A 20,108-nucleotide genomic window follows, 5' to 3' on the forward strand; every position below is an offset into this window, starting at 1 on the left:
TGGGCCGGGAAACGACGCGGGCACCGCCTCGGACCGTTGAGGGTCCGGCGATGCCCGAGTGTGGTCGTCGATGACCAGCCCGCAGGTGGCGGGCAGCGGCGCGGCGGCGTCCGTGGAGCCGTGCGCCGATCCGACGGTTTGAGCCTGAGGGTCAGGCGGACAGCGAGGCGACTCGCTTGGCGATGGCCGACTTGCGGTTGGCCGCCTGGTTCTTGTGGATGACGCCCTTGCTGACAGCCTTGTCGAGCTGACGCGAGGCGTCACGCAGCAGAACGGTAGCCGTCTCGACGTTGCCCGCCTCGCTCGCCTCGTTGAGCTTGCGGATCACCGTCTTCAGCGACGACTTGACCGACTTGTTGCGCAGCCGGGCCTTCTCGTTCTGCCGGTTGCGCTTGATCTGGGACTTGATGTTCGCCACGCGACAGCCTTGTCCTGACTAGGTTCGGGAAACTGGTATCAAGCGCGGTGGTCACCACGGTCGCCAAAACAGCCAGCCGCCTGAGCAACTGTCTGCCGGAACAGCAAACAGCGGCGCGTCACCACACGCGAGGAACCAGACTACCAGCACCGCCACGACCCGCCAAAACGGCCCGCTCCGGGCTCACCAGCGGCGGCGGTCGGTGAGCCAGGCCAGCGCCTGCTCGCCGCTGAAGCGCTGGTGCTGTCGGCTGTGCGGCGAGGCGCTGCTCGGGCCGCCGTCGGCTCGCACCAGCCAGTAGCCGGCCAGTGCGGCCAGCGCGCCGTCCACCCCCTCGGCGGGGGCGTTCCAGGGCGCGAGGAGGGCGTCCGCGTCCAAGCCGCTCGCGTAGGCGCTGACCAGCAGCGTCACAGTGTCGAACCAGGGCGCGCCCAGGGAGGGCCAGGTCCAGTCGCACAGCCAGGCGCGGCCAGCTCGATCGATCATGACGTTGTCGATGCGTAGGTCGCCGTGCATCAGGCCGTGGCCCGCGGTCAGGGCGGGGAGGTCGCGCTCCAACGCGGCCAGCTCGCGAAGCCTGGCCAGCGCGACGGTGTTCCCAGCGGTTCTCGGCATCGGCTCGTGTCCGCCCTGGATCGCCGACCACCAGGACATCTCGCCGCGCAGAATGTCCGGCAAGGTTGGCACGCCCACCGCCAGCAGCTCCGGCGACGGCTCACGCAGCGCTTCGGCGGCCGCCGTCCACGCCGCCAGGGCGGCCTCGAGTTCGGGTGGTGACCAGGGCAGCGCCGGCACGTGCCCGTCGACTGCCTCCAGACACAGGACGAAATAGTCGGAATCCACCATCGTCCAGCGCGGTCTGGCGGCGGGGACCGTGCTCGGCAGGGCGGTCGTCAGCGCCGCTTCCCGCGCGTACCACTGGGAATTTGGATCTTGAAGGGGTGCGGCCTTGACGAAGGCACTTTGGCCGGCCGACGTCGTGAGGATCGCGGCGAAGGCGCGGGTGAAGCCGCCGCCGGCGCTTTGCGCCGAGGCTATCGGCGCGCCAAGCCGGGCCGCGATCGCGTTCCGCAGGCTTTCCGGCAGGTCAGACCATTGAGGGCGTACGGCGGTGGCACCGTACGCGACGTCGGGAAGCGAAATCGGTCGCACCCGCCCATCCTGCCGTCCCGAATTTTGTCGTACCCGACTGGCAGGATCCTCGCCATGAGAACCGACGACTTCTGGGCGGTCATCGACCGCGCGACCGCCGATCGGCCCGCCTCCCCCGGCGAGGTGGCCGAACGCGCCACCGCCGACCTGGCCACCCGTGACCCGGAGGAGATCGTCGCCTGGGCCCGCCACCTCGACAAGGTCATGGTCGCCTCCGGCACGCAGGACCTGTGGGCGGCGGCCTACCTGATCAACGGCGGATGTTCCGACGAGGGCTTCGACGCCTTCCGCGGCTGGCTGATCGCGCATGGGCGAGAGGCTGTGGCGAAATCGGTGCGGGCGCCCGATTCGCTGGCCGAGCTCCCGGCGGTTCGGGCCGCCTCCGATACCGGTGCGGTCTTCGAGGCGGGGGAGGTGCTGGCCATCGGGGCCGAGGCCTATCGGCAGGCCACCGGCTCCGAGCTGCCGGCCGGGGAGGGCCCGGCGACCCGTCCCGACGCGGCCGACCTGTGGGATTTCGACAACGAGGAGGAGATGCAGAGGCGACTGCCCCGTTTGTCCGCTCTGTTCCTGGAGCCGCCCGACTAGGGGAGACCAATGCGCGAGAAACACGGTCGAGCGGCGGGCGCTCGCTCGGCGACACTCTGAGGTATGGAGGCTGCACAGGGGACGGTTGCCGCGGTCAGTTGTAACGACACCTATGCGTTCACGAAGCCGGTGCGGGGCGAGATCGTCCTGATCGCCGGGGTCGGGGTGAAGGGGGACGTGCATGCCGGCGTGTACGTCAAGCACCGGGGGCGGGTGCGGGCCGATCCGACGCAGCCGAACTTCCGGCAGGTGCATCTGATCCAGCAGGAGTTGTTCGCCGAGGTCGGGGCCAAGGGGTACGCGGTCGCGGCGGGGAACCTGGGCGAGAACGTGACCACCAGCGGCATCGATCTGCTGGGGCTGCCGGTGGGCACGATCCTGCGCTTCGGCCCACCGGCGCGGGCCGGCGCCGACTCGGGGGATGGGCCGCCGATGGGCGCGGCGGCTGGAACGGAAGTCGACGGCGGAAGCCCCGCCGGAGGCGACGGTGGCCCGGTAGCAACGCGCGCGGCGGGAGTGGATGCTGCGGGCGGCGGCGCGGCGGGAGTGAGCGCGGCGGGCGGCGGCGGCGCGGCGGAAGTGAGCGCGGCGGGCGGCGGCGGGGCAGTCGGAATGGGCGTGGCGGCGGGAGTGGGCTTTTCGGGAGGGCCGCTCGGCGCTGTTCTGGAGGTGGCTGCGGCGGCGGAGTTGGATGGGCCTACTGCTGCCTCGGCGGTGGCGCTTGCGGCGGCTGCGGCTCGGGATTTGGGGGAGGATCTGCGGCCGGCTGTGGTGCTTGCGGGGCTGCGCAATCCGTGTGGGCAGATCAATGGGTTTGCTGAGGGGCTGCTCAAGGAGGTTATCGGGCGGGACGCTGCGGGGAACGTGGTGCGTAAGGCGGGGGTCATGGCGGTTGTGCTTCGGGGTGGGGTTGTGCGGCCCGGGGACGTGGTCACGGCCGAGTTGCCGCCGCTGCCGCATGCGCCGCTTGAACGGGTGTGAGCGGGGCTTGCGTGCGGGCGTGGGACGATAGAACGCGGGCCGGCTTCGCCGGTGCGTGAAACCCGCTGCGAAACTGCCCGCGTACTGCCCGCGAACTGCCCTGCGAGACTGCCTGCGAAACCAACCCGGTGCGAACGAGCCGAGCAGTGCGAACCACCGGTGCCGCGACGTCGGCGCCGAAACGGCTTGGCTGACCACCTCGGCCTGGAAAGAACGGAAGAACGTGCCTGGACCGCTCGACCCCGCTGTGAATGTGATCGGGGCTACCGACCCGAGTCGCATCCGCAACTTCTGCATCATCGCGCACATCGACCACGGCAAGTCGACGCTGGCCGACCGGATGCTGCAGATCACCGGGGTGGTCGACCCGCGGCAGATGCGGGCGCAGTACCTCGACCGCATGGACATCGAGCGGGAACGCGGCATCACCATCAAGTCGCAGGCCGTGCGCATGCCGTGGGTGGTGCGTGAGGGCGACAAAAAGGGCGACACCGCCGTCCTCAACATGATCGACACGCCGGGGCACGTCGACTTCACGTACGAGGTGTCCCGCAGCCTTGCCGCCTGCGAAGGGGCGGTCCTGCTGGTCGACGCGGCGCAGGGTATCGAGGCGCAGACGCTCGCCAACCTGTACCTGGCGATGGAGAACGACCTGCACATCATCCCGGTGCTCAACAAGATCGACCTGCCGGCCGCGCAGCCCGAGAAGTACGGCGAGGAGCTGGCCAAGCTGATCGGCGTCGACCCGTCCGAAGTGCTGCGGGTCTCCGGCAAGACCGGCGTCGGCGTCGACCATCTGATGGACGAGATAGTCCGGCAGTTCACGCCGCCGGTCGGTGACCCCAAGGCGCCGGCGCGCGCGATGATTTTCGACTCGGTGTACGACGTGTACCGCGGTGTCGTCACGTACGTCCGGGTCATCGACGGGCGGATCGAGGCGCGCGACCGGATCAAGATGATGTCCACGGGTGCGGTGCACGAACTGCTCGAGATAGGCGTCGTCTCGCCCGAGATGGAGAAGGCGGGCGCGCTCGGCGTCGGCGAGGTCGGCTACCTGATCACCGGCGTGAAGGACGTCCGCCAGTCCCGGGTCGGCGACACCGTCACCGGCAACAATCGGCCGGCCAAGGAGGCCCTCGGCGGGTACAAGGACCCGAAGCCGATGGTCTACTCGGGCCTCTACCCGATCGACGGCTCCGACTACCCGGCCCTGCGCGACGCCCTCGACAAGCTCAAGCTCAACGACGCCGCCCTGGTCTACGAGCCCGAGACCTCCCTGGCGCTCGGCTTCGGCTTCCGCTGCGGCTTCCTCGGCCTGCTCCACCTGGAGATCATCCGCGAGCGGCTGGAGCGCGAGTTCAACCTCGACCTGATCTCCACAGCGCCGAACGTGGTGTACCGCGTGTACACCGAGGACGCGCAGGAGTTCGTGGTCACGAACCCGAGCGAATTCCCGACCGGCAAGATCGCCGAGATCCACGAGCCGGTCGTACGGGCCACCGTGCTGGTGCCGAACGAGCACGTCGGCGCGGTCATGGAGCTGTGCCAGAGCCGCCGCGGCAGCCTGCTCGGCATGGAGTACCTGTCCTCCGAACGGGTCGAACTGCGGTACACGCTGCCCCTCGCCGAGATCATCTTCGATTTCTTCGACCAATTGAAGAGCAAGACCAAGGGGTACGCCTCGCTGGACTACGAGCCGTCCGGCGAGCAGGTCGCCGAGCTGGTCAAGGTGGACATCCTGCTGCACGGCGAGCCGGTCGACGCGTTCAGCGCGATCGTGCACAAGGACAAGGCGTACAACTACGGCGTGAGCATCGCGGCCAAGCTGCAGAAACTCATTCCGCGGCAGCAGTTCGAGGTCCCGATCCAGGCCGCCATCGGCAGCCGGATCATCGCGCGGGAGACGATCCGCGCGATCCGCAAGGACGTCCTCGCCAAGTGCTACGGCGGTGACATCACCCGTAAGCGCAAGCTGCTCGAGAAGCAGAAAGAGGGCAAGAAGCGGATGAAGATGGTCGGCCGGGTGGAAGTTCCGCAGGAGGCTTTCATCGCCGCGCTGTCGACCTCGGACGGGCCGGACGCCACCAAAGGGGCAGGCAAGAAATAGGTCGGTTTGGTTTCTCCTGTGCTCGGGAAATCTGGGGCTCGACGGACGCAACGGATTGCTCCACCCCGAGGAGGAACCACATGACTGTCACCGGCATCATCACGGCGCTTATCGTCGGTCTGATCATCGGTGCGCTGGGCCGGTTGGTCGTGCCTGGCAAGCAGAACATCCCCATCTGGCTGACCCTGGTCATCGGTGTCGTCGCCGCGCTGCTCGGCACGGTGCTCGCCCGCGCCTTCGGCGTAGCCGACACCAAGGGCTTCGACTGGATCGAGCTGCTGTTCCAGGTCGTCCTGGCAGCGATCGGTGTGGCCCTCGTGGCCGGCATGGGCAGCCGTCGCGGCGTCAGCCGCCGGTAACACCATCCGCCGACAACACCATCGAAATGCGCCGGACCTGGTTCAGGTCCGGCGCATTGCCTTCTCCGGCCGGGTCAGTAGCGGAACTTGTGCTGGGCGCTCCGCCGGTTCACCCAGGCGGGCAGCTCCTCCAGGTGATCGCGGCGCGGCTGTCGCTCGCCGGGGTCGCGGCCGTCGGTCACATCGCGCATCGTCACCACGTACCCCCGCACCAGGCGGTCCTCGCGCAGGTCGCGGTAGGTCGCCTCGATCAGGATCTGGGACTCGTCGGCGCGGCGCAGCGAGCAGAACAGCTTGCCGTCGCCGTTGGACTGGAACGCCCGCCGCACCTGCCCGCGGTCGTCCGGGTGGACCAGGTCGGTGAGCGTCGCGAGCGGGGAGAACTCCTCGCCGACCAGGTCGTGGACGGCCGGGCTCGCGTACCGGATCCGCTGGTCGTCGTCGATCACCAGCATCAGGTCGGCGGTGTTGCCGATGACCGTGCGGAGGTACTGATCGCTGTCGCGGCGGCCGACGGCCTCGACCAGCGTGATCCGGTCGAGCGCCATGGCGGCCTGCCCGGCCAGCACCTCGAGGGCGTCGCGGGTGTTGGCCAGCACCTCCCGCCGGGCGGTGATGACCAGGGCGCCGCCGCTCGGGCGGGCCACCTCCATCGGTTCCAGCCACAGCGGGCAGACCATCGTGTTGTCCTCACCGGACTCGTCCGCCCACCAGCTGCGCGGGCCGGGCCCGGGCGGGGTGGGCGGCACGGAGGCGCCACGCTCGTCGAGGGCGAGCACGACGTCGCGCACCGACGAGGCCGGCATGAGCTGGCGTACGGCGGCACGCACGGCTTCCTCCACCGCCGGCGGATCGGCCGCGGCGACCAGCGCGCCGCTGGCCGTGCGCAGGGCGCGCTCGCGGGCGGCGGCCTGGCTGTTCTGCGAGATCGAGTCGGCGAGGCGGGTGATCGCGAGCACCAGGGTGATGGCGCCGACCACGGCGATCACGACGCCGTCGCGGACCGTGCCGGAGAGCGCCTCGACGAGCAGCACCGCGGGCGGGGTCGCCGCGGCCGCGCCGAGCAGGACCGCCCAGCGACCGCGCCAGGGCGTCGCTCGGGGCGGCATCGGCCGGGTCAGCCTGGTCATCGAGGGATGCAGCGCGGCCAGGCCCCACGCGACGTACAGGACGATGTAGCCCACCTCGGTGAGCGCGCCCGGCGCCAGCGGGTAGATGATGTCGGCGGCCAGCATGCCGACCGAGCCGGCCAGCAGCAGGCACGCCGAGACGTTGCGGCCGGCCGCGAGGACCAGCCAGGTGAAGACCACGATCAGCAGAAGGTCGCCGATCACGTCGGCGGCCGAGATCTTCCCGGCCGGGGCGTAGCCGCCGATCATGAACACCCAGACGACCAGCAGCGTCGAGCAGGCGCCGGCCAGCAGGTCGATCAGGCGGGCCCGCTCCCGCAGCAGCGAGCCGCCCCGGGTGAACTGCATGAGGGCGGCGGCGACGAGCACGAACATCGACAGGTAACACGCCTCGGCGGCGGGCATGGCCCCGACCGCGTAGAAGACGTCACCGATCGCGAGAGCGGCGACCGATCCCGCCAGCAGCAGCCAGGGGCCGACCCGGGAGGGGCGGTGCCACCGAACGCCGATGATGATCGCCAGACAACTCCCGAAACCAAGCAGGATCCATTCGATCGCCCTCGACACGTGTTTCTTAGTACCAGGGGCGTAGCTGTCTGTCCATGTGCGCGTATACGCTGCGCTGTTTGTCCGGTGAATCGATGGATGTCACGCAGAGCTACCGTCGTGGGAGCGTGCCCGGTCGTCCATGAGGGACTTTCGCGACGTCAGCTGAACACTTGGGCGATGACCTTGCGTTCGTCCGCGCCGCCGTCCGCGGTTACGGGCTGCCATTTGCCGTCGGGCGCGTGCCACTCGAGATCGGCAAAACGTACCCTTTCGAGACCGGTGTCCGACGCGTGCGAGACCAGCCAGTGTGCGTACCGCCACCCGGTGCTGGCGTTGGAGACCGCCACGGTCAGGCCCCCCGCCTGGGAGGCCGCGGCCGCCGGGGCGAGACCCTTGCCCCAGTCGAGTTTGAGCCCGCTCATCAGTGCGGCCGCGGCCGCCGCGCCACGCAGCACCGGCGCGCCCGTCACCGTGCAGGCCACGGCTCCGGTCGCCCGGCCGGTCAAAGCCCGCGCCAGTACGGCCGACTCGTCCGCCCATTTCTCGTAGGCGTTCGGGTACGCCGACCGCTGCACCCGCTGCGCCGCGTCGGTGACCCGCATCTTCTCCCAGCCCTTGATCTTCCTGAGCGCGGAGTAGAACTTGTCCGAGGCGTACCGCGGGTCCCTGATCTTGTCGGCGTCGCCCCACCCCTGGCTGGGCCGCTGCTGGAAGAGCCCGATCGAGTCCCGGTCACCGTCGTCCAGGTTTTCCAACTTGGACTCCTGCAGCGCAGTGGCCAGCGCGATCACCACGGCCCGCTCCGGCATCCCCCGCCGTACGCCCACCGCGGTGATCGTGGCGGCGTTGGCCATCTGCACGGAGTCGAGCGTGACCTCGCCGTCGGCCCGCACGGTGCACTCGGGCCCGATCTTCGGCAGCTTGATGTCACCGGACATCCCGCGTACCACGATCACCACACCCAGAGTGACGACCGCCAGCAGAGCGAGGGCCACAACCGGCACCTTGCGCACCCACACCTCCCGGCGTCTCTGAGGATCCTTTTCCGGCGTCAGGCAACAAGGGTAAACAACGACCGCACCGGAATAACGTCACAGCGCCCGACCCGGCGGGATCCACGAAGGGGGGCGCTTCTCGCGGAAGGCGGTCACGCCCTCCACGCCCTCGGCCGAGCGGAAGTAGGTGCCCGAGCGCTCCGAGAGGTCGGCCAGGTCGGCTCGGATGGAGGGGCCCGGGGCGCGGCGGAGGAGCTCTTTGGCGCCGGCCAGGGCCAGCGGACCGCCCTTGACCAGGGCGTCGCAGTAGGCCGCCACGGTGGCGTCCAGGCCCTCGGCGGGGACGGCGGCGGTCACCAGGCCGATCTCGGCGGCCCGGGCGCCGTCGAAGACGTCGCCGGTCAGGTAGAGCTCGGCGGCGGCGCGAGGGGTCAGGCGGGGGAGGACGGTGGCGCTGATCACGGCGGGGATGACGCCGAGGCGGACCTCGGAGAAGGCGAAGGTGGCCTCGCGGGTGCAGACCGCGAGGTCGGCGGCGGCGATCAGGCCGAGGCCGCCGGCGCGGGCGGGACCGCCCACCCGGCAGACGACCGGCTTCGGGAACTCCCACAGGGCGGCCAGCACGTCGGCGAGCAGCTCGGCCGGGACCCGGCCGGACTCGCGGGCCGCGGCGGTCTCCTTGAGGTCGGCGCCCGAGCAGAAGACCGGGCCGGTGTGGGAGAGGACCACCACGCGAACGTCCGGGTCGGTCACCGCCGTGGCGAGCGCGTCGAGGAGCTCGGTCATCAGCGGGGTGGAGAGGGCGTTGCGGTTGGCCGGGCTGTCCAGGGTCACGGTGGTCACCCCGGCGGCGGTGGCGGTACGGACCAGATCCATGGCGGAACAGTAACCGTGCACACTTGACGCATGGCCGGCGCTCTTCCTGATGGTGAACCCGTGCCCGTGGACGGGTCGCTTCCGATCGAGGCGGTGGCGGGAGCGGGCCGGAACGGGTTCGGTGTGTACGTGCACGTGCCGTTCTGCGCCAGCCGTTGCGGGTACTGCGACTTCAACACGTACACGGCCAGCGAGCTGGGCGGGGGCGCGAGCCGGGAGGGCTACGCCGACACCGTGCTGAGCGAGCTGAAGCTCGCCCAGAACACGATAAACCCGGAAAAGGTGGATACGGTGTTCGTGGGCGGCGGGACGCCCACGCTGCTCGGCGCGGACGATCTGGGGCGGATCCTCGAGGGGATCGACCAGGCGTGGGGACTGGCCGACGGCGCCGAGGTGACCACCGAGGCCAACCCGGAGTCCGTCGACCTCGACTACCTGCGCCGGCTGCGGCGCAACGGGTTCACGCGGATCAGCCTCGGCATGCAGAGCGCCAGCCCGGCCGTCCTCAGGATCCTTGACCGGCAGCACACGGCGGGGCGGGCGCCGCGGGCCGCGCTCGAGGCGCGGGAGGCCGGGTTCGAGCACGTCAACCTCGACCTGATCTACGGCACGCCGGGGGAGACCGCGGACGACTTCGCGGCCTCGCTGCGGACCGTGATCGACGCGGGGGTCGACCACGTCAGCGCCTACGCGCTGATCGTCGAGGACGGGACGCGGATGGCCGCCCGGATGCGGCGGGGTGAGCTTCCCTACCCCGAGGACGACGTGGCCGCCGATCGCTACCTGGCCGCCGAGGCGGCGCTCAGCGAGGCCGGCTTCTCCTGGTACGAGGTGTCCAACTGGGCGACGTCCGAGGCGGGGCGCTGCCGGCACAACCTGCTCTACTGGACCGGCGCCGACTGGTGGGGGCTCGGGCCGGGCGCGCACAGCCACGTCGGCGGCGTGCGGTGGTGGAACGTGAAGCACCCGGCCACGTACGCGAAGAGGCTGGCCGACGGGGCCTCGCCCGGTCAGGCCCGGGAGATGCTCACGGACGACGACCGCCGGGTCGAGGACATCATGCTGCGGGTGCGGCTCAGCGACGGGATTCCGCTGGCGCGCGTCGACCAGCGCGGGGCCGAACAGGCGCTCGAGGACGGGCTGCTCGTGCCCGGGGCGTACGGCAAAGGGCAGTTGATTTTGAATTTGCGCGGCCGGCTGCTGGCCGACGCAGTGATCAGGGATGTCGTCTGAGCGCCGGGCCCCCGACCCGGCGCCTCCTACCGCACCACGACTACTTGATGAACTGCACCGACATGGGGTAGTTGTACGGCTCGTTGTTGCTGGCCTTCACGCCGGCGATGACGCCGAAGATGATCGCCACGAGCCAGGCGGCGGCCGTGATGACCACGCCGATGCCGATGCAGGCGGTCGCCCAGCCAATCACGCCGACGATCGACCAGAGGATCTGGAAGTTCAGCGCCTTGATCGCCTCGCTGCGGACGTGCGGCGACTGGTTGCCGCGGGCCAGCAGCACGATCAGCGGAACGATCCAACCGGTCACCGCACCACCGATGAAGGCGCCGGCCGCGCCCCCGAAGTGGTTGATCAGGATCCAGTTCTTGTCGTCGAGGCCGCTCCCGGCGGGCGGGGGGTTGTAGCCGCCGTACTGCTGCGGGGGCGGGTTGTACCCACCGGGTGGCGGGGTGTAGCCACCGGGCGGGGGAGGCGCGTAGCCTCCGGGCGGCGGGGGCGGCGGTGGGGATGACGGCGGCGGTGTCGAACCGGGAGTCGGGTCGTTTGCCGCATATGGGTTGTAAGGCGCGGTGGGGTCGTTGGAGCTACCTTCACCGGGCGGGCGAGGCGGTTCAGTCATGGCTGACACCGTAGGGCCGCTGCTCAACCCGGTCGAGGGCGACATGCTGATCGAGTCGATGAATAGACAGTCGACTCGATCATCGCGCTGCCGCGAACGGCGACGTAGACTGGCACTCTGTCACTCGGAGTGCCAATGCGACCGCGAGGGAGGGGTCATATGAGTCTCGATGACCGCAAGCTCGAGGTTCTGCGGGCCATCGTCGAGGACTACGTCGAGACGCAGGAGCCGGTCGGCAGCAAGGCGCTGGTCGAGCGCCACCAGCTCGGTGTCTCCCCGGCTACCGTGCGTAACGACATGGCCGTGCTGGAGGAGGAGGGGTACATCCGCCAGCCGCACACCAGCGCCGGCCGGGTCCCCACCGACGCCGGCTACCGCCTGTTCGTCGACCGCCTCTCCAAGGTCAAGCCGCTCAGCCCGGCCGAGCGCCGGGCGATCGAGCGCTTCCTGGTCGGCGCCGTCGACCTCGACGACGTGGTGCACCGCACGGTGCGCCTGCTCGCCCAGCTGACCCGCCAGGTCGCCGTCGTGCAGTACCCGTCGCTCGCCCGCTCGTCCGTGCGCCATCTCGAGCTCGTGCCGATCTCCACGACCCGGCTGATGCTCGTGATGATCGCCGACACCGGGCGGGTCGAGCAGCGCCTGGTCGAGCTGCCCGGGCCGGTCCACGCCGACGACGTGACCACCCTGCGCCGCAAGGTCAACGAGAAACTCGGCGGCCAGCGCCTGTCCGACACCCCGCCGCTGGTGCAGAGCCTGGTCGACGACTGCACGCCCGACAGTCGCAACACGATGGCCTGCCTGGCCAGCGTGCTGCTCGAGACTCTGGTCGAGCGGAACGAGGAGCGTCTGATGCTCGCCGGAACGGCGAACTTGACGCGGGGAGGTGTGCTGGACTTCCAGGGCACGCTCCGCCCCGTGCTCGAGGCCCTCGAGGAGGAGGTCATCCTGCTCAAGCTCATCGGCGACCTGGAGCCCAGCAAGACCAGGGTGCGCATCGGCGACGAGAACGAGATAGACAACCTGCGGTCGGCCTCGGTGGTCAGCACGGGTTACGGGCCAGGGACGACTATCGTTGGTGGGCTCGGTGTGCTCGGGCCCACCCGGATGGACTACCCCGGCACGATCGCCACGGTGCGCGCGGTGGCACGCTACGTGGGCGACCTGCTGGCACAGAACTGACGGAATCGCGCTGACATTGAGGACTCCAAACCCCGTGGCCAAGGATTACTACGGCATTCTCGGCGTGAGCCGGGAAGCGACAGACGACGAGATCAAGCGCGCCTACCGGAAGCTGGCTCGGCAGTACCACCCCGACGTCAACCCCGACCCGGAAGCGGCCGAGAAGTTCAAGGACATCAACGCGGCGTACGAGGTTCTCTCCGACGATCAGAAGCGGCAGATCGTCGACCTCGGCGGCGACCCTCTCGCACCGGGCGGCGGCATGGGCCCGGGCGGTCCCGGCGGTCCGGGCGGCCCGTTCGTGGGCTTCCAGGACATCATGGACGCCTTCTTCGGCACGGCGGCCGGCGGCGGCACCCGCGGCCCGCGCCCGCGCACCCGTCCCGGCGCCGACGCGATCCTGCGGCTCGAGCTCGACCTGGTCGAGACGGCGTTCGGTGTCGAGGCCCCGATCACCGTCGACACGGCGGTCCTGTGCACCCAGTGCTCCGGCGCCGGCACCGCGCCCGGCACCCACCTGGCCACCTGCGAGACGTGCGGCGGCCGCGGCGAGGTGCAGAGCGTGCAGCGCACGTTCCTGGGCCAGGTCGTGTCGTCCCGCCCCTGCTCCACCTGCCAGGGCCACGGCACGGTCATCCCGCACCCCTGCCCGACCTGCGCCGGCGACGGCCGGGTCCGCACCCGCCGCTCGCTCACCGTGAAGATCCCGGCCGGCGTCGAGGACGGCATGCGCATCCGCCTGGCCCAGCAGGGCGAGGTCGGCCCCGGCGGCGGCACGGCCGGCGACCTGTACGTCGAGATCCACGAGCGCCCGCACGACGTGTACTCGCGCAAGGGCGACGACCTGCACTGCCGGGTCACGCTCCCGATGACGGCGGCCGCGCTCGGCACCCGGCTGACCATCAAGACGCTGGACTCCGAGGAGGCCATCGAGGTCAAGTCGGGCACCCAGCCGGCCAGCACGCTGCGCATCCGCGGCAAGGGCGTCCCGCACCTGCGCGGTCAGGGCCGCGGCGACCTCTTCGTCCACCTGGACGTGAAGACCCCGACGAAACTGACCGCCGAGCAGGAGCGGATGCTCCGCGAGTTCGCCAAGACCCGCGGGGAGGACGTCGCCGAGCTGAGCAAGCAGGGCGGCTTCTTCAGCCGCATGCGAGACGCCTTCAACGGTCACTAGACGCTCGGTGGGACGCAACCGTCGGTTGCGTCCCACCGTCTCTTACCGGCCTGGGCGCCGGCGCGTGCTTCGTCTCAGCGGGTGGCCAGCTCGCGGCCGGCCTGCGTGGCGGCCTCGTGGGCGGCCTTCTTGAGCAGCTCGGCGGCCTCGATGAAGGGGTCCATGGCCGGGTTGACGCCGGCCAGGGTCAGCTCGCGCTCGACCAGGGTGAGATCGGCTCCCCAGACATCGCCGACGATGCGGCGCAGGTACGCCGTGTTGTGGTCCCAGCCCTCGCGCGGCGTGCCCGGGCCGTAGCCGCCGCCGCGGGTGGTCAGCACCAGGGCGGGCCTGCCCTGCAGCAGCTGCGTGCCGGGCGTCGAGCCGGCGATGGTCAGGTCGATCCAGGTCTTGACGTGCTGCGAGACGCCGTAGTTGTAGAGCGGCAGCGCGAGGATCACGGCGTCGGCCGCCTGCACCTCGGCGGCGAGCGTCGCCGCCAGGCGCTGGGCCTCGCGCTGCGCCTCGGTGCGCTGCTCCTCGGGCGTGAACTGGGCGTGGATGGCGGTCGCCCATGCCTCCGAGGGCAGCGGGTCGGCGCCGAGGTGGCGGCGCACGAACGTGGTCTCCGGCCGGACGGCCAGCCACTCGGCCTCGGCGATGTCGGCGAGCTCGCTGCTGGCCGAGCGGGGGCCCTGGATGCTGGCGTCGATGCGAAGAACGGTCACGGCAAAACGCTCCCTTGGAACGGTTCGAAACGAGTGTTGAATGTTCAACACGATGAAGCTTGCCACGGCCGGTGTTGAATGTTCAAGACGGGTACCCTTCAGTGGTGACAAACACCACGACGCCGCCGCAGGACACCGCGGCTCCTTGGCTCGCCGACGACGAGCGTGGCGCCTGGATGACCCTGATCGCCCTGCTCATGAGCCTGCCGACCGCGATCGATGCCCAGCTCAAGCGGGATTCGGGGCTCAACTTCTTCGAGTACTCGATCCTTTCCTCGCTCTCCCGCCGGCCGGGCCGGGCCGTGCGGATGAACACGTTGGCCCTGTTCGCGGGCGGCTCGGCCTCGCGCCTGTCGCACGCGGTCAGCCGGCTCGAGCGGCAGGGGTGGGTGCGGCGCGAGGTGCGCAACGGCGAGGTCCGCTGCACCGAGGCGATGCTCACCGAGAAGGGGATGGCGGCGCTGGAGGCCGCGGCGCCCGGCCACGTCCGCGAGGCGCGGCGCCTGGTCTTCGACGCGATCACGCCCGAGCAGGTGGGGCAGCTGCGGCAGATCACCCGGCAGTTGCTGGAGGCGGCAACTCCCGAGATGGCGGCCGCTCTCGACCAGGCGATCGTCGAGGCGGCGGCGGAGGCCAGTGCGGGGCTCGGCGTGGCGCATGAGGTGGGGGCGTGCTCCGCTGCGATTGACCGGGCCATCGTCGAGGCTGTCGCGGAGTCGCCTTGTACGGCCGCGCTCGACGAAGCCTGTGTGAGTGCCGAGGACGCCGCGGATGCGCATGCCGGCGCTGCCGCGGGGGCCGAGGCCGGTTGAGGGCCCGGCTGCGGTGAGGGGGCTGCGCGACGCCTGGCTTTGGCTGATCAAGAACACGCTCAACCGGGGTACGGTCCGGTTGGCGCGGGCGGGGCGTGGGCCGTTCGCGCTGGTGCGGCACGTGGGGCGGAAGACCGGCCGGGCCTACGAGACGCCGTTGTTGCTGGCTCGGCTCGGGGACGACTTCGTGGCCGAGCTGACGTACGGGCCGGACGTGTCGTGGTATCGGAACGTGATGGCGGCCGGGCGGTGCGAGGTCGTGGTCGGCGGGGTCACGTATGCGATCGACCGGATCGAGGTGTGTCCGCCCGAGGTGGGGATGCGGGCCTTCGGCCATCCGGCGGCGTTCGTGCTGCGGCTGATGCGTCGTCGCGACTTTCGGCTGCTCCGGCGCGCTTCCTGAGCCCACTTGAGAAGTGCGCGTTTGGGAAGCCGGACCACCGCTACACGCGAGAGTCGCGCTGCGGCCCTGGGCGGCAGATGGTCGCGCTGTGAAGCTGGGACTTTTCTGGACGCGTACCGGCGAAGGGTTTAGATCTTGGTCCTGGCCCGGTCGACCAGCAGGGGGAGAAGCTCGGCGCGCCAGGTGTCGAGGTGGACCTGGCCGGAGGACATGCCGCCGTGGGCGAACTCCTCGCGGAAGACCATGGGCTCGATCTCGGTGGCCAGATCCACGCCGACCAGGCGGTTGAACGCGGCGTAGAGCATGGCCTCGACCTCGCCGAGTGAGGGCGGCAGATACGTGCCGGTGAGGTGGTCGCGCATCGCCTGCCACACCCAGGGGTCGCCGCGCAGGCCCCAGCGGTCGGGCGGGGGGTCGAAGAGGTCGTCCACCTGCTTCACGAAATCAACCCTGGCACGACGGGTGAGCGAGCGCACGCCGGAGAGCCATGTGGACGAATCACGTTAGACGGTGACGGCGGGGACCGCGGCGGTCAGGGACCAGTCGTGGCTGATGTCGGCGGCGGTGCGCAGGAGCTTGGGGAGGTGCCCTTCCAGCAGCGTCTCGACCGAGGTCTCGGCGGCGTGGACGGTGACGTTGATGGCGGCCACCACGTTGCCGTCGCCGTCGCGGACCCCCGTGGCGACCGAGCGGATGCCGGGGGCGAGGTCCTGGTCGGCCAGGGCCCAGCCCTTGGCGCGCACCTCGCGCAGGGACGCGTCGAGCTCGGCGGCCGTGGGCTGCCAGCGCGGGGTGATGCCGGAGCGGGAGGGCTCGGCCAGGACGGCGGGCAGGTCGGCGGCGGGGAGAGCGGCCAGCAGCACCTTGCCCATCGAGGTGGCGGGGGCGGGGAAGCGGGTGCCGATGGTGACGGCGAGAGTGACGATCTTCGGGACGGCCACGCGGGCCACGTAGACGATGTCGCCGCCGTCGAGCTGGGCCATCGAGGTGGACTCGTTGGTCTGCGCCACCAGCTTCTCCATGTGCGGGCGGGCGACGTCCCACATGCTCAGGGCGTTCACGTACGCCATGCCGAGGTCGAGCACGCGCGGGGTCAGGGCGTAGCCACGGTCGGCGCCGCGCACGTAGCCGAGAGCCTCCAGCGTGATGAGGATGCGGCGGACCGTGGGGCGGGCCAGGCCGGTCCGGGCGGCGATCTCGCTGAGGGTCTGGGTGGGCGTGCCGGAGCGGAAGGAGCGCAGGACGCCGAGGCCACGGGCAAGGGCCTCGATGAAGTCGGGTCCGGCGCCCCTTCCGCTGTCGGTCATGACGGGACCCTACTTGGTGTACTGATAAGGGTTGTGCAGGATCCGGGCCTCGGGGATGTCGGGGTTCATGCCGCGCAGCCAGGCCTCCTCGCCCATCGTCTCGCGCAGGTAGTCGACGGTGGCGCCGACCTTGGCGCGGGCCGCGGCCACGTCGGCGTCGACGAGCTTGCCGTCGCGCTTGACGATCCGGCCGCCCACGACGACCGTGTCGACGTCGCCGCGCTGGGCCTGGAAGACCACATGACCGTACGGGTTGAGCACCGGGAACATGGCGGGCGAGGCGTCGTTCTTGATGAGCACCACGTCGCCCTGGCGGCCGGGGGTGAGCGCGCCGATCGACGAGTCCATCCCGAGCGCCTTGGCGCCGCCGCGGGTGGCCCAGTCGACGACCTGCTCGGCCCGCAGGTGGTGGTGGGTGACGGTCTCCTTCTTGCCGTGCGCCTCGAGGTGCTCACGGGCCCGGTCGGCGCTGAGCGTGGTGCGCATCGCCGAGAACAGGTCGCCGCTCCACCACACGCTGGTGTCCATCGACAGCGACACCGGGACATCGTGCTGCCGCAGCACCCAGGTGGGCGGGTAGCCCTGGCCGGCGCTCTGCTCGCTCTCGGTGGAGACCGACACCGAGCCGCCGGTGGCGGCGATCCGCTGGTACGAGTCGCTGCTCAGCGAGGCGGCGTGCACGTAGACGTTGCCGGGCGACATGAACCCGTTCTCGAACATGAGCCGGATGCCGTCGTCGGTGGTGACGCCCCACACACCGGCGTGCGTGGTGACCGCGGCGCCGAGCTCGCGGGCCACTTCGAAGGCCGCCTTCTCCGGGAACGCCGGGTCGCCGGGGATGTCGAACGCCAGCTGGAAGCCGGCCAGCTTGCCGCCGTCGATCCGGCGGCGGTAGAAGTCGCGGAACGCGTCGGAGGTCGACCACTCCCACGGGCCCTGCTGGATGTTGCCGTAGGCGAGGACGAACCGGCCGGGCACCGCCTCGAGCGCGTCGACGGCCGCATCCGCGTGGTCGGTGGTCTGCAGGCCGTGCGACCAGTCGACGGTGGTGGTGACGCCGGAGTCGATGGCCTCGATCGCGCCGAGCAGGTTGCCCGCGTGGATGTCCTCGGGGCGGAACAGCTTGCCGGACTCGAGGTAGTACCAGACGAAGTACTGGGTGAGGGTCCAGTCGGCGCCGTACCCGCGCATGGCGGTCTGCCACATGTGCCGGTGCGTGTCGACCATGCCGGGCATCACGATGCCGCCCGTCGCGTCGATCTCGACGGCGCCCTCGGGCGCGGCCAGGCTCGGCCCGACCTCGGCGATGCGTCCGTCAATGATCAGCACGTCGGCGTTCTGCAGGACCGTGTGCGCGTCGTCCATGGTGAGAACCAGGCCGTTCTTGAAGATCACCGGCCGGTCGCTGTCGCTCATCGCCCATCCTTTCACGGGTTTCGGACCACTGTCCGCACAGCGGGCAGGGCGAATGGCGCCAGTGTGCTCCCGGTCACCTTCCTGGTCAAGACTTTGTTTCGGGGAGATGAAGCGCCCGTTGACAGGCGTGCTCCCACAGCGCAAGCTGACTCGGCGGACGAGTGTCCGCAGAACGGGCGGTGATGATGGCGCAGGGTCCTTTGCACGGTCTGCTGGTGGCCGACTTCTCCCGGATCCTGGCCGGGCCGTACGCGACGATGCTGCTCGCCGATCTCGGCGCGCAGGTGATCAAGGTGGAAGGACCGGGCGGGGACGACACCCGCACCTGGATGCCACCGGTGCGCGACGGGGTGTCGACGTACTACCTCGGCATAAACCGGAACAAAAGGTCTATTGCGCTCAATTTGAAGGACCCTGCGGACCGGGCGGCGGCGCAGGAGCTCGCCCGGCGGGCCGATGTGATGATCGAGAACTTCAAGCCGGGTGGTTTGGGGCGGTTCGGTCTTGATTACGCATCGGTGGCCGCGGTCAATGAGAAGATCATTTACGCCAGCATCAGCGGGTTCGGGTCGGGTGCGGGTGCCGAAATGCCGGGATACGACCTGATGGTACAGGCTATTTCTGGACTTATGAGTCTTACGGGTGATGCGGACGGGCCGCCCTTCCGCGCCGGGATCTCGGTCTTCGACGTGATGGCCGGCATGCACGCCACGATCGGCATCCTGGCCGCCCTGCACCACCGCGGCACGAGCGGCCGTGGCCAGCACGTCGAGGTCAACCTGCTCTCGTCGGCGCTGTCCGGCCTGGTCAACCACTCCAGCGGGTACGTGGCCGGCGGGACGATCCCGTTCCGGATGGGAAACGCACACCCCAGCCTCTTCCCGTACGAGCCGCTGCCCACCGCCGACGGCGAGCTCATCGTGATCGCCGGCAACGACGGACAGTTCCGCAAGCTGTGCCAGGTGCTGGACCTGCCCGACCTGCCGGACGACCCGCGCTTCCGCCGCAACCAGGACCGTACGGCGAACCGGGAGGAGCTGCGGCCGATTCTCGTCGAGCGGCTCGGCAAGCGAGGCAAGGACGAGTGGTTCCGCGACCTGCTGGCGGCCGGCGTGCCGTGCGCGCCGATCAACACGATCGACGGCGGCGTGGCCCTCGCCTCGGAGCTCGGCCTGAACCCGGTCATCGACGCCGGTGGCGTGCCCGCCGTCCGCAACCCGATCACATTCTCCGAGACCCCGGCGGCGTACGAGCTGCCGCCGCCCGGGCTCGACGAGCACGGTGAGGAGATCCGCGCGTGGCTTCGTCAGAACTGAGCTTTCCGACCGGGCTGGGCACGTCGACCTCCGACACCATCTCGCTGCTGGGGCAGGATCTCGCGGCCGACCTGATGGGCAAGGTCGGGTTCGGCGAGCTCGCGTTCTGGCTGGTCGCGGGGCGGCGGCCGAGCGCGGGGGAGGTGCGGCTGTTCGAGGCGGTGCTGGTCGCGCTGGCCGACCACGGCTTCACGCCGACGGCGATCGCGGCCCGGCTCACGTACCTTTCGGCGCCGGACTCGCTCCAGGGCGCCCTCGCCGCCGGACTGCTCGGCGGTGGGTCGCGCTTCCTCGGCGTGACCGAGGACTGCGGCCGGTTCCTCGCCGACACGCTGGTCGCCGCGGGGACCGAGAAGGACTACGACGTGATCGCGCTCGATGCCGTCCGCAAGGCCCGCGACGAGAAGCGGTTCATCCCCGGCCTCGGCCACCCGGTGCACAAGGAGCAGGACCCGCGTACGCCCGTGCTGATCGCGATCGCCGAGGAGGAGGGGCTGCGCGGCCCGCACCTGCGGCTCTTCGAGGCGATCGGCCGGGTGCACCCTTCGGTCCTCGGGCGCCGGCTGCCGCTCAACGGCGCCGGCGTCTGCGGCGCCGCGCTGGCCGACCTGGGCCTGCCCACCGATCTGCTGCGCGGTTTCGCCCTGCTGGCCCGCTGCGCCGGGCTGCTCGGCCAGCTCGCCGAGGAGCGCCGGCGGCCGATCGCGAACCAGATCTATCTCGCCGTCGACCGGAACGCCGTCTACGAACCCCTTCCCGGAACACGAGAGGACTGACT

Annotated in this window: 21 protein-coding genes; 11 read left to right on the top strand and 10 right to left on the bottom strand. The window is 70.5% G+C overall.

Translation table 11 applies throughout. From position 1 onward, the window contains the following. Positions 1 to 151 precede the first annotated feature (151 nt). Both rpsT and A3CQ_RS0119490 read right to left on the bottom strand, forming a co-directional pair. Complete coding sequence (rpsT, locus tag A3CQ_RS0119485; RefSeq protein ID WP_020512628.1) at positions 152 to 418, bottom strand: 30S ribosomal protein S20; 267 nt, start codon at positions 416 to 418, stop codon at positions 152 to 154. 183 nt (positions 419 to 601) lie between these two features. Beyond that, on the bottom strand, positions 602 to 1,570 hold the full coding sequence (locus A3CQ_RS0119490; RefSeq protein ID WP_020512629.1) for a phosphotransferase: 969 nt from the start codon (positions 1,568 to 1,570) through the stop codon (positions 602 to 604). Positions 1,571 to 1,624: 54 nt separating this feature from the next. On the opposite strand from A3CQ_RS0119490, the gene A3CQ_RS0119495 reads away from it, so the two are divergent. From A3CQ_RS0119495 to A3CQ_RS0119510, 4 genes are all read left to right on the top strand, one after another. Beyond that, positions 1,625 to 2,158, top strand: coding sequence for a DUF4240 domain-containing protein (locus A3CQ_RS0119495; protein ID WP_020512630.1), 534 nt, complete (start codon positions 1,625 to 1,627; stop codon positions 2,156 to 2,158). Between the two features lie 63 nt (positions 2,159 to 2,221). Then, a complete protein-coding gene (locus tag A3CQ_RS0119500) occupies positions 2,222 to 3,139 on the top strand; it encodes an MOSC domain-containing protein (protein WP_020512631.1) in 918 nt (305 codons plus the stop codon). A gap of 223 nt (positions 3,140 to 3,362) precedes the next feature. After that, entirely contained in the window at positions 3,363 to 5,246 is a 1,884-nt protein-coding gene (lepA, locus tag A3CQ_RS0119505) for a translation elongation factor 4 (RefSeq protein ID WP_026205897.1), read from the top strand. A gap of 80 nt (positions 5,247 to 5,326) precedes the next feature. Further along, positions 5,327 to 5,605: a GlsB/YeaQ/YmgE family stress response membrane protein gene (locus A3CQ_RS0119510; RefSeq protein ID WP_020512633.1), complete on the top strand. Its 279-nt coding sequence runs from the start codon at positions 5,327 to 5,329 to the stop codon at positions 5,603 to 5,605. A 74-nt stretch (positions 5,606 to 5,679) separates the two neighbouring features. Here the strand turns inward: A3CQ_RS0119510 and A3CQ_RS0119515 are convergent, their stop codons facing one another. The 3 genes from A3CQ_RS0119515 to A3CQ_RS0119525 form a co-directional block, all read right to left on the bottom strand. Next, entirely contained in the window at positions 5,680 to 7,302 is a 1,623-nt protein-coding gene (locus tag A3CQ_RS0119515; RefSeq protein WP_020512634.1) for a PAS domain-containing protein, read from the bottom strand. A 140-nt stretch (positions 7,303 to 7,442) separates the two neighbouring features. Then, complete coding sequence (locus tag A3CQ_RS0119520; RefSeq protein WP_020512635.1) at positions 7,443 to 8,303, bottom strand: hypothetical protein; 861 nt, start codon at positions 8,301 to 8,303, stop codon at positions 7,443 to 7,445. Positions 8,304 to 8,375: 72 nt separating this feature from the next. After that, positions 8,376 to 9,155, bottom strand: coding sequence for an enoyl-CoA hydratase-related protein (locus A3CQ_RS0119525; protein ID WP_020512636.1), 780 nt, complete (start codon positions 9,153 to 9,155; stop codon positions 8,376 to 8,378). Between the two features lie 30 nt (positions 9,156 to 9,185). On the opposite strand from A3CQ_RS0119525, the gene hemW reads away from it, so the two are divergent. After that, positions 9,186 to 10,388, top strand: coding sequence for a radical SAM family heme chaperone HemW (gene hemW / locus A3CQ_RS0119530; protein ID WP_040432619.1), 1,203 nt, complete (start codon positions 9,186 to 9,188; stop codon positions 10,386 to 10,388). A 40-nt stretch (positions 10,389 to 10,428) separates the two neighbouring features. Here hemW and A3CQ_RS59205 read toward each other — a convergent pair whose 3' ends face one another. After that, positions 10,429 to 11,010 carry a DUF4870 domain-containing protein gene (locus tag A3CQ_RS59205; protein WP_026205898.1) on the bottom strand — a complete coding sequence of 194 codons (582 nt, stop codon included), beginning with the start codon at positions 11,008 to 11,010 and terminating at the stop codon, positions 10,429 to 10,431. Positions 11,011 to 11,169: 159 nt separating this feature from the next. Between A3CQ_RS59205 and hrcA the strand changes: the two genes are divergently transcribed. Beyond that, a complete protein-coding gene (gene hrcA, locus A3CQ_RS0119540) occupies positions 11,170 to 12,192 on the top strand; it encodes a heat-inducible transcriptional repressor HrcA (RefSeq protein WP_020512639.1) in 1,023 nt (340 codons plus the stop codon). A gap of 34 nt (positions 12,193 to 12,226) precedes the next feature. Then, positions 12,227 to 13,369, top strand: coding sequence for a molecular chaperone DnaJ (dnaJ, locus tag A3CQ_RS0119545; RefSeq protein WP_020512640.1), 1,143 nt, complete (start codon positions 12,227 to 12,229; stop codon positions 13,367 to 13,369). A gap of 74 nt (positions 13,370 to 13,443) precedes the next feature. Here the strand turns inward: dnaJ and A3CQ_RS0119550 are convergent, their stop codons facing one another. After that, complete coding sequence (locus A3CQ_RS0119550) at positions 13,444 to 14,076, bottom strand: FMN-dependent NADH-azoreductase (RefSeq protein ID WP_020512641.1); 633 nt, start codon at positions 14,074 to 14,076, stop codon at positions 13,444 to 13,446. 104 nt (positions 14,077 to 14,180) lie between these two features. Between A3CQ_RS0119550 and A3CQ_RS62885 the strand changes: the two genes are divergently transcribed. Then, positions 14,181 to 14,888 (top strand): MarR family winged helix-turn-helix transcriptional regulator, encoded by a 708-nt coding sequence (locus A3CQ_RS62885; protein WP_020512642.1) that lies wholly within the window; start codon positions 14,181 to 14,183, stop codon positions 14,886 to 14,888. Positions 14,889 to 14,901: 13 nt separating this feature from the next. Next, positions 14,902 to 15,291: a nitroreductase family deazaflavin-dependent oxidoreductase gene (locus tag A3CQ_RS0119560; RefSeq protein WP_211216649.1), complete on the top strand. Its 390-nt coding sequence runs from the start codon at positions 14,902 to 14,904 to the stop codon at positions 15,289 to 15,291. A gap of 128 nt (positions 15,292 to 15,419) precedes the next feature. On the opposite strand, the gene A3CQ_RS0119565 is transcribed toward A3CQ_RS0119560, so the two are convergent. The 3 genes from A3CQ_RS0119565 to A3CQ_RS0119575 form a co-directional block, all read right to left on the bottom strand. Then, a complete protein-coding gene (locus tag A3CQ_RS0119565) occupies positions 15,420 to 15,731 on the bottom strand; it encodes a hypothetical protein (protein ID WP_026205899.1) in 312 nt (103 codons plus the stop codon). A 63-nt stretch (positions 15,732 to 15,794) separates the two neighbouring features. After that, entirely contained in the window at positions 15,795 to 16,598 is an 804-nt protein-coding gene (locus tag A3CQ_RS0119570; protein WP_020512645.1) for an IclR family transcriptional regulator domain-containing protein, read from the bottom strand. 9 nt (positions 16,599 to 16,607) lie between these two features. Further along, positions 16,608 to 18,014: an amidohydrolase family protein gene (locus A3CQ_RS0119575; protein ID WP_020512646.1), complete on the bottom strand. Its 1,407-nt coding sequence runs from the start codon at positions 18,012 to 18,014 to the stop codon at positions 16,608 to 16,610. Positions 18,015 to 18,175: 161 nt separating this feature from the next. On the opposite strand from A3CQ_RS0119575, the gene A3CQ_RS0119580 reads away from it, so the two are divergent. Both A3CQ_RS0119580 and A3CQ_RS0119585 read left to right on the top strand, forming a co-directional pair. After that, positions 18,176 to 19,330 carry a CaiB/BaiF CoA transferase family protein gene (locus A3CQ_RS0119580; RefSeq protein WP_245577275.1) on the top strand — a complete coding sequence of 385 codons (1,155 nt, stop codon included), beginning with the start codon at positions 18,176 to 18,178 and terminating at the stop codon, positions 19,328 to 19,330. Beyond that, a complete protein-coding gene (locus A3CQ_RS0119585; protein ID WP_020512648.1) occupies positions 19,312 to 20,106 on the top strand; it encodes a citryl-CoA lyase in 795 nt (264 codons plus the stop codon). Before A3CQ_RS0119580 ends, A3CQ_RS0119585 begins: the two co-directional genes overlap by 19 nt. The last annotated feature ends 2 nt before the right edge of the window (positions 20,107 to 20,108 follow it).

Source organism: Paractinoplanes globisporus DSM 43857 (assembly GCF_000379645.1).
GTDB classification, from domain to species: domain Bacteria; phylum Actinomycetota; class Actinomycetes; order Mycobacteriales; family Micromonosporaceae; genus Actinoplanes; species Actinoplanes globisporus.

Coding starts and splice junctions, on each gene's coding strand:
- hemW (WP_040432619.1), top strand. CDS start 9,186: ATGGCCGGCGCTCTTCCTGATGGTGAACCCGTGCCCGTGGACGGGTCG.
- A3CQ_RS0119575 (WP_020512646.1), bottom strand. CDS start 18,014: ATGAGCGACAGCGACCGGCCGGTGATCTTCAAGAACGGCCTGGTTCTC.
- A3CQ_RS0119525 (WP_020512636.1), bottom strand. CDS start 9,155: ATGGATCTGGTCCGTACCGCCACCGCCGCCGGGGTGACCACCGTGACC.
- A3CQ_RS0119495 (WP_020512630.1), top strand. CDS start 1,625: ATGAGAACCGACGACTTCTGGGCGGTCATCGACCGCGCGACCGCCGAT.
- A3CQ_RS59205 (WP_026205898.1), bottom strand. CDS start 11,010: ATGACTGAACCGCCTCGCCCGCCCGGTGAAGGTAGCTCCAACGACCCC.
- A3CQ_RS0119500 (WP_020512631.1), top strand. CDS start 2,222: ATGGAGGCTGCACAGGGGACGGTTGCCGCGGTCAGTTGTAACGACACC.
- A3CQ_RS0119510 (WP_020512633.1), top strand. CDS start 5,327: ATGACTGTCACCGGCATCATCACGGCGCTTATCGTCGGTCTGATCATC.
- hrcA (WP_020512639.1), top strand. CDS start 11,170: ATGAGTCTCGATGACCGCAAGCTCGAGGTTCTGCGGGCCATCGTCGAG.
- A3CQ_RS0119570 (WP_020512645.1), bottom strand. CDS start 16,598: ATGACCGACAGCGGAAGGGGCGCCGGACCCGACTTCATCGAGGCCCTT.